We start from the raw sequence: 13592 nt of genomic DNA, 5'->3' as shown, positions 1-13592 counted from the left end.
GGCTCCTCGGGCTTCGCGCCAGAGGAGCCGTTTTTTTGGCCTCATAGTAAAGTACCAAAGTCGCTACGCCGCACGCTCTAACCAAATTTCCTCGGGTTGCAGCTGCAAAAACTTCTAATGAAGTACTTCGAGGATGAGCGACCGGTTTGTTCATCCAAATACTTCGGAAACTAATAAATTATATTGTGGTAAAAAAGCGGCCTGCCGAGATCACTCGACAGACCGCTTCTTGTTTCAAAGGCCTCTACGCCAGCCAAACCTTAAAGATCATCACATAGTCGATGAACAGGAACAAACCGAGCGCTACGGTCGTGAAGCCAATAGCAAACAGGTTTTTCCTTGGACGCGCCATAATGAGCCGCACAAAGCCGATTGCAATAATGACCGTAAAAGCAAGCATAAACCAATCGAACGGGTCAATCGTGCTTGTTTTTGTAGCTTCTTCTGCTAGGAACAACATAGGGGGACCTCCTCCAAGTCACACGTAACCTAATCTTAGTCTATGTTAGCCTCTAGACGCTTACGTTGCAAGTCCGAAATCACATTCGTAACAAGTTTGTCACGATTTGACACGGATTATTCTTGCGCGCCTGCTCCTACCTGCTGAAGGCTGCGTTTCCGCTCTTCCGTCCGTCCCCTGTCGCGCTCTAGAATCGGCTTCAAATAACGGCCTGTATAGGATCCCTCTACCTTGACGACTTGCTCCGGCGATCCCGTAGCGACAATCGTACCGCCTCCGTTGCCGCCTTCCGGTCCCAGATCAATCAGATAATCCGCCGTCTTAATGACATCAAGATTATGTTCGATAACCAAGACGGATTCGCCGGCGTCCACTAGACGATGAAGCACGGTCAGCAGACGGTCGATATCATGTGCATGAAGTCCCGTTGTCGGCTCGTCGAGAATGTACAGCGTCGTCCCCGTACTGCGGCGGTACAGCTCCGCCGCCAGTTTAACGCGCTGCGCTTCGCCGCCCGACAACGTCGTTGCGGGTTGTCCTAACGTCATGTAGCCCAAGCCAACATCCAGCAGCGTCTTTACCTTGCGATGAATACGCGGCAGGTTTTCGAAAAACGTGCAGGAATCCTCAATCGTCATCTCCAGCACTTCGGCAATGTTTTTGCCCTTGTATTTAACCTCGAGCGTCTCTCGGTTATAGCGCTTGCCTTTGCAAATCTCGCAAGGCACATAGACATCCGGCAAAAAATGCATCTCGATCTTGATAATGCCGTCGCCGCGGCAGGCTTCGCAACGGCCGCCCTTGACGTTGAAGCTGAAGCGGCCTTTCTTGTAGCCTCTGACCTTCGACTCGTTCGTGTTGGAATAGAGATCGCGGATATCATCGAAGACGCCCGTATACGTAGCCGGATTGGAACGCGGAGTACGTCCGATCGGAGACTGGTCGATGTCGATGACCTTCTCCAAGTGCTCAATGCCGCGCATTTCCTTGTACTGGCCGGGGCGAACCTTCGCCTTGTTCAAGTCGCGGGCAAGCGTCTTATACAGTATCTCGTTCACGAAGGTCGACTTGCCGGAGCCCGATACGCCAGTTACCGCCGTGAAAACGCCGAGCGGAATCTTGACGTTGACGCCGCGCAGATTGTTCTCCTTCGCGCCGCGGACCTCCAGCCACTTCTCGCCTGTGGCGCGCCGTGTCAGCGGCACCTCGATAAACTTGCGTCCGCTCAAGTATTGTCCCGTCAGCGAGTTCTCGTCGGCCATAACTTCCTGCGGCGTCCCTTGGGAGATGACTTGTCCCCCGTGAATACCCGCTCCAGGGCCGATGTCGATAATATAGTCGGCCGCCATCATCGTATCTTCGTCATGCTCCACGACGATAAGCGTATTGCCGATATTGCGCATATGCTCCAGCGTTTCGATGAGACGATCATTATCCCGCTGATGCAAGCCGATGCTTGGTTCATCCAGAATGTAGAGGACGCCCATCAGGCTGGAGCCAATCTGGGTGGCCAACCGAATCCGCTGCGCTTCGCCGCCGGACAGAGTTCCCGCCGCGCGGCTGAGCGTCAAATATTCCAGACCTACATTGACGAGGAAGCCAAGTCGGCTGTTGATTTCCTTGAGAATAAGATGAGCGATCGTCTGCTCCTTCTTTGTCAGATCCAGGGAGTCGAAGTAACGCTTCGCTTCTCCGATCGAAAGAGACGTAACGAAGGCAATATTCTCGCTGCCGATCGTAACGGCCAGACTCTCTTTGCGCAGGCGCTGGCCCTTGCATCCGCCGCAAGGCTTGGCGCTCATATAATTCTGGATATGCTCGCGCATCATCTCGGATGCCGTGTCCCGATAACGCCGCTCGAGATTGTTCACGATACCTTCGAACGGGACGAAGGCTTCTTTGCGATGTCCAAAATCATTTTCGTAGAGGAACCGCACCTTCTCCCCGCCCGTGCCGTACAGCAGCTTCTTCATCTGCTCCGCCGAAATCTCCGACAGCGGAACGTTTTGAGGAATGCCGTAGTGGACGCACACGGCGCTCAGAAATTGCGGATAATAGTTCGAGGTGCTCCCTGCCCAGGCCAGAAAGGCTCCTTCTTCGATGGTCTTGGTGTTGTCCGGCACAAGCAGATCGGGATCCACGATCATCTTGGCGCCGAGACCGTCGCATTCCGGACAAGCCCCGAAGGGACTATTGAACGAAAACATGCGCGGCGCCAGCTCGTCAATACTGAACCCGCATTCGGGACAGGCCAGATTGGAGCTGAACAGAAGTTCTTCCTGATCCATGACATCTACCAGCACCCGTCCTTCCGCCAGCTTAAGCGCCGTCTCCAGCGAATCAGCCAGTCGAGCGTGGATATCCGGCTTCACCACGATCCGGTCGATGATCACCTCGATATTGTGTTTTTTGTTTTTCTCCAGCTCGATCTTTTCGCTTAGCTCCCTAAGTTCTCCGTTCACGCGTACACGGACGTAGCCCTGCTTCTGGATATCGGCAAGCAGCTTGCTATGCTCGCCCTTGCGGCCGGATACGACAGGAGCCATAATCTGCAGCTTCGTCCGCTCGGGATATTCCATAATCCGATCCACCATCTGCTGGATCGTCTGCGATGTAATCTCGATGCCATGCTCCGGACAATGCGGCCGGCCTACCCGGGCAAACAACAGACGGAGGTAATCGTAAATCTCCGTTACTGTACCTACCGTTGAACGAGGGTTGCGGCTCGTCGTCTTCTGGTCAATGGAGATGGCAGGCGACAGACCGTCGATGGAATCGACATCCGGCTTCTCCATCTGTCCCAGAAATTGTCTGGCATACGCGCTCAGCGACTCCACGTAACGGCGTTGGCCCTCCGCGTAGATTGTATCGAATGCCAGCGAGGACTTGCCGGAACCGCTCAGTCCCGTGAGCACGACAAATTTGTCGCGGGGGATGGTCACATCTATATTTTTCAGGTTATGGGCTCGAGCGCCCTTTACGACGATCTTATCGCTTGCCATTGTTTTCTCCTCCTACTACCCATTCTCGGCGCGCAGCTCAAGCAGCGCATCCCGAAGCTCTGCAGCCCGCTCGAATTGCAGGCTCTTCGCCGCTTCCTTCATCTCTGCTTCCAGACGCTGGATCAGCTTCTCGCGTTCCTTTTTCGTCATCTTGCCGGAATCCGCGCCCGTCAAATACTCCGCCTTCTGCTCGGCAACCTTCGTCGCTTCGATGACGTCATGCACCCGCTTGCGGATCGTCTGCGGTTCAATGCCATGTTTCTCATTATAGGCTACCTGAATAGCGCGCCGCCGTTCCGTCTCCTTAATCGCTCGGTCCATGGAATCCGTCACCTTATCGGCATACATAATGACGCGCCCTTCACTGTTCCTCGCCGCCCGTCCGATGGTCTGAATGAGCGAACGGTCGGAGCGCAGGAACCCTTCCTTGTCCGCGTCCAGAATCGTGACCAACGAAACCTCCGGAAGATCCAAACCTTCCCGGAGCAGGTTGATGCCCACGAGCACATGGAAGACACCTAGTCGCAAGTCGCGAAGAATCGCCAGCCGCTCCAGCGTTTTGATGTCGGAATGCAGATATCGGACCTTAATGCCGACTTCCTTCAAATAATCGGTCAGATCCTCGGCCATCTTTTTCGTGAGCGTCGTGACGAGAACGCGCTCGTCCCTTGCGATCCGTTCGCGTGCCTCATGCAGCAAATCGTCGATCTGCCCCTTCGTCGGCCGCAGATCGATAATGGGATCCACAAGGCCGGTAGGACGGATAATCTGCTCGATCATGGTTGGACAATGCTCAAGCTCGTATGGCCCCGGCGTCGCGGAAACATAGACGAGTTGCTTCGCTTTTCCTTCGAACTCCTCGAATCGGAGCGGCCGGTTGTCCATGGCGGAGGGGAGCCTGAAGCCATGGTTTACGAGCATTTCCTTGCGCGCCTTGTCTCCGTTAAACATCGCCCTGATCTGCGGCAGCGATACATGGGATTCGTCGATGACGACTAGGAAGTCGTCCGGGAAATAATCCAGCAATGTGTACGGCGTCGATCCTCTTTCGCGGAAGGTTAGGGGGCCGGAGTAGTTCTCAATGCCGGAGCAGAATCCCATCTCCGCCATCATCTCCAGATCATAACGCGTACGCTGCTCCAGCCGCTGTGCTTCCAGCAGTTTGCCCGCTTCGCGCAGCTCCGCGAGTCTCTCCTCCAACTCGCGCTCGATGTTTACAAGCGCTACCTTCATCGTCTCCTCGTGCGTAACGAAGTGGGAGGCCGGAAAGATCGCGACATGGTCCCTCTCCCCGACGATTTCTCCGGTCAACACGTCGATTTCGGAGATCCGCTCGATCTCGTCGCCAAACAGCTCCACCCGGATGGCTCGTTCGTTATTCGCCACGGGGAAGATCTCGACAATATCGCCCCGAACACGGAAAGTTCCCCGCGTAAAGCTAATATCGTTCCGATTGTATTGGATATCAACGAGCTTGCGCAAAATGGCATCGCGCGGCTTCTCCATCCCTACTCTCAGGGAAAGCACGAGGCTGCCGTATTCCGTCGGCGAACCCAAGCCGTAGATACACGATACGCTTGCTACGATGATGACGTCTCTTCGATCGAACAATGCGCTTGTCGCGGAGTGCCGCAGCTTATCGATCTCGTCGTTGATGCTGGAGTCCTTCTCAATGAACGTGTCCGTCGAAGGGATATAGGCTTCGGGCTGGTAATAATCGTAGTAACTGACGAAGTATTCTACCGCATTATCGGGGAAGAAACTCTTGAACTCGCTGCATAATTGCGCGGCAAGCGTCTTGTTGTGCGCGATGACCAGCGTAGGCCGGTTCAGCTCTGCGATGGCGTTCGCAATCGTATAGGTCTTGCCTGTACCCGTCGCGCCCAGCAGCGTCTGATGGCGCTTGCCGGCGATGACTCCGTCAACAATCGCCTTGATGGCGCCCGGCTGATCGCCCTGCGGCGTATATTCGGATTTAAGCTGGAATACCTTATCTTGCGGAACTGACTCCATAATCGCTTCCTCCTCCCGTCCGTCTCTGAATGCTGAATGTATACAGTATAGTCAAATTAGGTTCATCTCAACATAGTGATTGACGTACATATATAAGAATGTGTGTTCTCATAGATTATATCGTTTCGGCTTATCAGATGCAATGTGAAAATGGGGAATCGCATCATCCGCGAATTCCCCGTCTATTCGATCCTATTATATAGCTGTCTATGAGCGCAGCCCCCGCTCTTCCCGCCATGCGGCAATGGAAGGCGGCAAAGGCAGTCCCAGCTCTTCCATAAACAAATTCTCAAGCTGCGTAGTATAACCTATTATTTTATCGTACTGACCCAGACGCTCGTAAAGCTTTAGAATGGCTAGCCCGTCCGACTCCTGATACGGGTCCATCTCTTGCAGCCTGACATACAGCTTGAGCGCCTCGTCCTCTCTCCCTTGCGTCTCCAAGTAGGCTGCCAGCTTGCGTGCATGACTCATCCAAAGACCGCTGAGCCGCGCTTGTTCTCCCTCCGCCCACACGTAATCATGATCGCGCAAGTATCCGCCATCGTAATCAGCAAGCAGCTCTTCGATCCTATTATAGAGAGGCGGCTCTTGTTCGGCTGCAACGAGAAGCTCCTGCTCCCACCGTTCATTCTCGATCGTCACATTTTCCCCTACTCGCAGAATGTACGCTTCTTGCATGCTTATATTCTGAATCGTAATATCGAGACCCATCAGAGCCATGCATTGCCTGATTTGATAGATAGCCGTATAAAGCCGGGCCATCGCCGGCTTCATCCCGAGCTCGGGGAAAAGCAGCTCCAGAATCGTCGATTTGTGCACGGTAGCGCCTCTTCGAAGCAAGAGATAAGCGAACAGCTCCTGCGCCTTGGCCGTACGCCACTTTGGCAGCTCCGGCTCTCCGATGCCCGATTGCACCAGCAGCGTGCCCGAACACAGAATGACGTGGCTTTTGGTATCCTGCACCGGAAGCTCTTCTATGTCCGGCACCTCTCTCCTGGCCACGATTCGTTTAAAAGTCTTCTCGAGGCGGTCCCGTACCAGCGGCTTGAGCACGTAATCGATAGCGCTTAGCTCGAAAGCCTCCAGGGCATAGCTGTCGAAAGCGGTCATAAAGACGACCATGATCTCCGGACGACGTTCCTGAAGCATCTCCGCGATTTGCAGACCCGATATTTCCGGCATGTGAATGTCTAGGAACACCACGTCGGGACGCCACTTTTCCGCCTCCGCCATGACGCTCCCCGGTGATTGAAGCGCCACGATTTCGACGGGGACGCCCGACTTCTCTGCCACGGAGCGAAGCTCCTTCTCTAGTAGTATAAGCGCCAGTCTTTCGTCGTCCACCAGCAGCAATCTCATTCGAAGCACCCCAATTCCCCATTCTTGAATATCCGCAAGAACTCGTTAGCTATATTTACGACATATAAGGGTCAAAAGTTGTTGTAATAGAATCTCAAATATATTAATCATCCCGACACGATTCCTAAATCTCCGACAAAATGTTCAGAAATTGTCGAGTTCTGTACGATATCATCAGAGTAATAATGCTACAATTGACCCAGTCAGATACGATCACTATATTTATCGGGAAAGGAGCTGCAAAAATACATATAAATTAGAGATTGTTTTTTGTTTTCATGAACCACTCTAAACAACTTTATACATTTAAGCCAACATTGAACCAGGTTTGAAAGGAATGATAGTGTGAGAGCTTCACGATTAAAAAAGAAAACGAAAGACCGTTCAATTGATTTTCTTAAGTTGACGGGTTTTACCGCCGGCTTGGCGGACTCGAGAGGAAGTTTGCGCAAAAAAAGCATTTCGCTTGTGCTGGCATTGATGCTGTTGCTGCAAACGGTGCAATGGGGGGGCTTCTTACAGTATTCCGAGGCTGCTCCAGTTGCAGTTCCCGATACCGTAATCAAGCAGACGCTTCTGCTGCAGGGGGACAATTTTAGCAACGATGCGCTGTTAGCTTGCTTTTCTACAGCAACGCCTGATGTCGATTGCGCCTCCCTACTTACAGCCATTTCTTACGGAGCGGCAGCGCCAAGCTATACCGGCGACTTTGAGGCTTCTCTAGGGGCGACTAACTATCCGTTCACTTTGGCTTACGATTGGGAAATTGATGACAACGTGGCCGAGAACGGAGGAACGTATACTTTTAATCTTCCCGCTCAGTTGAAACTTGAAGATGATATCCTGGACGTCCCGCTAGGTGCGGCAGGTACATTCTCGGTGAGCAAAGCATCGAAAACGATTACGATTACGTTCGTCCCGCAAGGCGGCGCTCCAGAATCTCGCCAGAAGAAGGGCGGCATGCAGATCAATGCTTGGCTTGAAGAGACCACCGTCATCGAGAATCGCGAAGTCGTGGTGCAGATTCCGGTCAACGCATCTTCGACAGTCACTGTAAAGATACCCGTTGATCTTGGCAATCCTACGCCGAGCATCAGCAAGGAAATGAAGAGTGTCGATCGGACACTCAATACTTCCGAGGTTAATTGGTCCATCGACGTCAACAAAACGCTGGGTGAGGTAGGACATGTCATTGTCGAAGATACATTGCCTGCAGATCTCGAATTGGATACTACCAGCGTCGTAGTCGTTCCGCTGATTGTCAGCATGAACAACACTGTTACGGAAGGCGCGGCGTTGACTGAAGGCCCAAGCCCAGGACCAGGTCCAGGACCAGACTACTCGCTTAGTTCAAATGCCGCTACAAATAAGTTTACGATTGATTTCGGTCCTACCGACCCCATCAATCCAGCTCCCGCTTACCGCATTTATTTTAAAACGAAAGTCAAGAGCGACGCGGTCCTTCCCGCACCGCCGGCAGCGCCCAAGACGCTTACCAATTACGTCAAGCTTTTTGACGGTGCGATCGAAAAAAAATCTGCGTCTGCCGACGTATCCGTTCAGCGCGGACCCGTGATCAAAAAAGAAGCCGGCGGGTACGATTCCGACGACAATCATATCGCAATCTGGACGCTATATTTCAACTTCGGGCAATTGGAGCTTACTGATCCGGTATTAACCGATGTTCTGCCGGCTGGCCATGAATTTGTTCCTGGCTCGATGGTCGTCGAAACTATCAATGTCGCAGCCAACGGCTCGGCAGGAACTGTTATCAGCTCCATAAACGCGGGCGCAGCGAGCGGCAACTATGCCATTACTCACACGCCTTCAGGCAGCGCTACCGTTAAAGACAGTTTTGCTCTTAAGCTTATCGGCCCGGTAGACAAAGCCTATCGAATTGTCTACAAGACTAAAGCAAAAGCCATTGCTCCAGTGATCAAAAACGAATCCAAAACCAACAGCTTGACCACAAACGATCCCACGGTCACCAGTCAAAGCGCTTCTGTCAGCTATGTACAACGAGTGATCGACAAGTCTGGCCTTATTTCGGACTACAATTCGAAAGTCATGGACTGGACGATCATGCTGAACAAAAACGAATATCGCTTTGAGGAAAACGGCCTAGACAAAGTTAAACTGGTCGACACGTTTAACAATATGGGCCTGAAATTGATTCCAGGAACGTTGTCTATCAAGCGTAAAGGCTCCGCCACTCCGCTTGTCGAGGGCTCGGCTAATGACTATGTGCTAACGTCGACGACTAACGGAGCAGGGCTTGAGACTGGCTTCGAGATCGTATTTAACGACAATTATCTGTTCAATACGGAGCATACGATCACTTACCAAACCAACTTTGATTATGAGTGGTTTGCAAGCAACAATGCCTGGAACAAAGACAACTATACTTTCCGTAACACCGGCGTGTTCTCGTGGGGACAAATCGTTGACAAAACAACGGGCGTTCAATTGACCGGCTACGGCAAGGGCAGCCAGTCCGACGGCCATACGATCATACCAAACGATAACACGAGACATAACGGTAACAAGAGCGGCACTTATGATGCCACTAATAAAAAAACGACATGGAACGTCTTGTTCAACTATCATAACGAAACCGTTACGGGTGCCTCAGGAGTTTCGGGAGCTGTTGTGACAGACACGCTGCAAGCGGATCAAGCCCTTGTGGCAGGTTCCGTGAAGATCCGACCTCAGACGCTTGCGGCTGACGGAAGCTTGACCCCTGGAGCGCTTTTAGTAGAAGGTACTCATTATACCGTCAATAACGCTCTCAATGGCACAGATCCCGATGTAGTAACGATCACGTTTAGCGGCCCTATTACGGGCCCGCATCTGATTACGTTCGAGACATCCCTGACCGGCAAGCTGGTGCCGAAGACTATCAACAATACAGCGACTTTCACGAGCGGTAATCCGCTGTTTCGCGCTACCTTAACGGCCAGCGTGTCGCCGTCATACGGCAACGAGTTTATTGTAAAAGAATTCAAACAAACTCCGGACAGCATGCGGCTGGCCGAGTGGACGGTGTGGATAAACCGTAGTTTGTCTTACTTAAACGAGATTGTGATCGAGGATACGCCCGACCAATATCAAACGTTGGTAAAGGATTCGTTCGTGCTGTACAAAGCGCTGCCGAACAGAGCAAATCCATCGGCGGATAGTCACTTCACGCTGACACCTGTCGCGACAAGCGACTATAACATCGAATTCCTGGATGTTACGCCAACGCCTACAGGTCATCTTAAGTTCAAGCTGACAATTAACAACTCAGCAAACAAAGAGGCGGCATACAAGCTGGAGTATAAGTCCACGTTGGCTACAGGAGTGGGCAGCAACACAACGAATCAATACAAAATGAGCGGCTGGGGTTCATCGGTAACGAGTCAACCTACGGAGCATACATTCTCCGTCAACAAAAACTCGGCTTCCGGCTTCACCTTCCCGTCTGACGCATCCTATCGCGGTAGCGTAAAGGTCGTTAAGCAAGCCGACGACCGAAACAGCGTCAAGCTGGAGGGCGCGGTCTTTAAGATCAAGCCAAAATATGGCGTGGATGATATTCCGACAGCAACAACAGACGAGCATGGGGTAGTCATCTTCAACAACTTGCCTTTCGACGTTTATGAGTTGATCGAAGTGACGGCACCGAACGGCTACAAGCTGGACACAACACCAAAGGATATCGTCATCAACTCGACGACCGAACATCTCATTACGATCAATAATGTCGTCAATACGGGACGTATTGGCAACTACGTCTGGCTGGACCGCAACCGCGACGGCCTACAGGATGCTGACGAGACCGGGATAAACGGCATTACCGTCAAGTTGTACAAAAACGGTGAAACAACGGCCCTGGCGACAACAACAACTACCAATAACGGTTCGACGCAACCTGGTTATTATTTATTTGATAACCTGGCGCCTGGCGACTATGTCGTCGAGTTCGTATGGCCAGACGATTACAGTCTGACGAAAAATGTTCCTGGCGACGCTGCCAACGACTCCAATCCGCTTGACGGCGATAACAAAACTGCCGTCATTACGATTAATCGCAACAACGGATTCGAAGATTTGACGATTGACCTCGGTCTCGTCGCAAAAGGCGAGATCGGCAACTACGTATGGCTCGATTGGGACCGCGACGGCCTTCAGGATGCTGACGAAAAGGGCATTAACGGCATCGAAGTTATTCTGTTTAAGGAAACCGGAGGAACTCGCACAGAAGTCGCCCGTACGACAACGGCGAACAATCCGACTGACAATAAACCGGGATATTATTTGTTCGAGCACCTGACTCGCGGCGATTATTATGTTCAATTCGTTGTTCCGACCAGCTACGACAAGACGACGGAAAAAGTCGGCAATAACGAAGAGATCGATTCCAACGTAACAGATACGACAGGATTAACAAACAAAATCGTAATCGGCCCCGCCAAGTGGAAGGATCATACCATTGATCTTGGACTGCAGGCGAAAGGCAAAATCGGTGATTTCGTTTGGTTCGATAAAAACGACAACGGCAGTCAAGATGCTGGTGAACCCGGCATTGAAAACATCATCGTCGAGCTATATAAAAAGACCGGCGCTGTTGAAACGCTAGTTGATTCGGTCAGAACGGATGCCGACGGCAAATATTTGTTTGATCATCTTGTCGAAGGCAACTATTATGTAAAATTCGAAACGCCTTCCATTTATGATCTGGCGAAGATGGAGGAAAACGGTGTAACGTCAGAGAAAGACTCCAATCTGATCGTGAAAGATGCCGGTCCGGACAAAGGCAAAACAGTTAACGCCATTCCAATCGGCCCTGCCGGTTGGGTGGATATGACGATTGACCTTGGCTTTACCGGCAAAGGCGCGCTCGGCAACTATGTCTGGCATGACCGCAACCGCAACGGCATCCAAGACGAAGACCCTATGCACGGCATTAACGGCGTGACTGTTAATCTGTACCGGAATACGGTGGGAGGAACGCCGTACAAAACCGACGTGACGAAAACGGAAGGCGGCAAGCCAGGCTACTACGGCTTCAAGGAACTGCCGCAAGGTAACTATTACGTGGAGTTCGTCTTCCCAGATGAATACGAAAAAACGAAAGCTGAAACCGACGACAATGCCGTAGACGGCTCCAATCAAACGAACGCTTCCAATATTACGAATGCAATCGAAATCAGTGAGACGGCGCCGTTCGGCTGGGTGAACCCGCACATCGACCTCGGTTTGGTAGCGCAGGGCACCATAGGCAACTATGTTTGGTTTGATGTCAATCGCAATGGCATTCAGGACGCTACCGAGCAAGGCTTAAATGATGTTACGCTGCGTCTGTACAGAGGCAGTACCGCCGGCCCTGTATATGCGGAGACAAAAACGGTAAACGGTCCTGACGGCAAGCCAGGCTACTACCTGTTCGACAATCTGGCAAGCGGCGACTACTTCGTTCAGCTTGTCTTAGACGACAATCACGAAGTTACGCTAGCAGAGCAAGGCAGCGGCGCCGGCGCAGACGAGCTGGACTCCAATGCGGTTGATGCGTTGAATACGACAGTCGCCATCACCATTGGCGAATTGGCACCAATGGCACCTAAAGGCTGGCATGACCACACGATTGACTTCGGTATCGTACGTAAAGGTGCCATCGGTAATTATGTTTGGCACGATTGGAATTATAATGGCAAGCAAGACGAAGAGGATCAATATGGCATGAACGGAGTAACCGTCAAGCTCTACGATTCCAGCAAGACACTGCTTGCAACAACGTTTACCGCTGATAAAGACGGCAAGCCAGGCTACTATTTGTTCGACCATCTGGTAGCGGGCGACTATTATGTGAAGTTCGAGACGCCTCCATTCTACATCTCAACCCGTCAAGGGGCGGATGGCGTATCGGCTGCCGAAGACTCTAACCCGACGCTGAGCGGCTTTACGGAAACAATCGCAATCGGCCCTGTCGGACCGGCCGTGTGGCAGGACATGACCATCGATCAAGGTTATTATTACGTTCCGCCGGTATTCCCGACGCCAACGCCATCTCCATCGCCGTCGACGGATCCGGAAGAGACGGAGGAGCCAGGCATTACGCCTACACCAACTCCTTCACCAGGAACGGGAACGCCTACACCGACTCCGACACCTGGTACAGGTACGCCGACTCCGGCTCCAACGCCAACGCCGACGACCGTAACGGAGAAGACGCCGGAAGATACGCCGATCGACGTCGAAGTCGATGTACCGAAAGGCGGCACGACCGCTACCGGTACGCCGCCTAAGAACGGCAGCGTTACGATAACGCCGGACGGTAAAGTCACCTATACGCCTAACAAGGGTTACACGGGCAAAGACAGATTCTCCGTCATCATCAAGGACGCTGACGGCAACGAGGAAGAATTCTGGTTCGACATCGATGTCGAGGAACCTCCTCGCGGAGGACTCGAGGGTACTCCGAACGTCAATACGCTGCCTAAGACAGGTCAAGAGAGCTATCTGATGCTCTATCTGATCGGTGCAGCCTTCGTGGCAATCGGCATCTACTTGCGCTTTAGAAACAACCGCAAAACGTCCTAAGCTGTTTAAGCAACACTTCACCCTAAGCTGGCGCCACCTCGCGAGGATGGCGCCAGCAAGTTTCATTTCGAGAAAGAGACAGAAATTATACAGTGAAACTTGCAGGTTATTCTGGCTAATGAAAAATTTAAAAACCTAAAAAATGGCGGTGCAGGGATCCCTGCACCGCCATT

Annotated in this window: 5 protein-coding genes; 1 reads left to right on the top strand and 4 read right to left on the bottom strand. The window is 52.1% G+C overall.

What is annotated here, in order from left to right; translation table 11 throughout:
• Positions 1-244 precede the first annotated feature (244 nt).
• The 4 genes from PAT3040_RS13850 to PAT3040_RS13835 all read right to left on the bottom strand — a co-directional run bounded on the left by PAT3040_RS13850 (position 245) and on the right by PAT3040_RS13835 (position 6837).
• Positions 245-460 carry a hypothetical protein gene (locus PAT3040_RS13850; protein WP_108993171.1) on the bottom strand — a complete coding sequence of 72 codons (216 nt, stop codon included), beginning with the start codon at positions 458-460 and terminating at the stop codon, positions 245-247.
• Positions 461-576: 116 nt separating this feature from the next.
• Complete coding sequence (gene uvrA, locus PAT3040_RS13845; RefSeq protein ID WP_108993169.1) at positions 577-3462, bottom strand: excinuclease ABC subunit UvrA; 2886 nt, start codon at positions 3460-3462, stop codon at positions 577-579.
• Positions 3463-3477: 15 nt separating this feature from the next.
• Positions 3478-5475 (bottom strand): excinuclease ABC subunit UvrB, encoded by a 1998-nt coding sequence (uvrB, locus tag PAT3040_RS13840; protein ID WP_108993166.1) that lies wholly within the window; start codon positions 5473-5475, stop codon positions 3478-3480.
• A gap of 207 nt (positions 5476-5682) precedes the next feature.
• Positions 5683-6837 carry a response regulator gene (locus PAT3040_RS13835; protein ID WP_087569388.1) on the bottom strand — a complete coding sequence of 385 codons (1155 nt, stop codon included), beginning with the start codon at positions 6835-6837 and terminating at the stop codon, positions 5683-5685.
• Positions 6838-7182: 345 nt separating this feature from the next.
• On the opposite strand from PAT3040_RS13835, the gene PAT3040_RS13830 reads away from it, so the two are divergent.
• On the top strand, positions 7183-13419 hold the full coding sequence (locus PAT3040_RS13830; RefSeq protein ID WP_108993164.1) for an SdrD B-like domain-containing protein: 6237 nt from the start codon (positions 7183-7185) through the stop codon (positions 13417-13419).
• Positions 13420-13592: the final 173 nt, after the last annotated feature.

Origin of the sequence: Paenibacillus agaridevorans (assembly GCF_003112455.1) — a bacterium.
GTDB classification, from domain to species: Bacteria; Bacillota; Bacilli; order Paenibacillales; family Paenibacillaceae; genus Pristimantibacillus; species Pristimantibacillus agaridevorans.
This window is presented reverse-complemented; position numbering and strand designations above follow the sequence as displayed.

Excerpts from the sequence above, each read along its gene's own strand:
- uvrA (WP_108993169.1), bottom strand. The coding sequence starts at position 3,462 with ATGGCAAGCGATAAGATCGTCGTAAAGGGCGCTCGAGCCCATAACCTG.
- PAT3040_RS13850 (WP_108993171.1), bottom strand. The coding sequence starts at position 460 with ATGTTGTTCCTAGCAGAAGAAGCTACAAAAACAAGCACGATTGACCCG.
- uvrB (WP_108993166.1), bottom strand. The coding sequence starts at position 5,475 with ATGGAGTCAGTTCCGCAAGATAAGGTATTCCAGCTTAAATCCGAATAT.
- PAT3040_RS13835 (WP_087569388.1), bottom strand. The coding sequence starts at position 6,837 with ATGAGATTGCTGCTGGTGGACGACGAAAGACTGGCGCTTATACTACTA.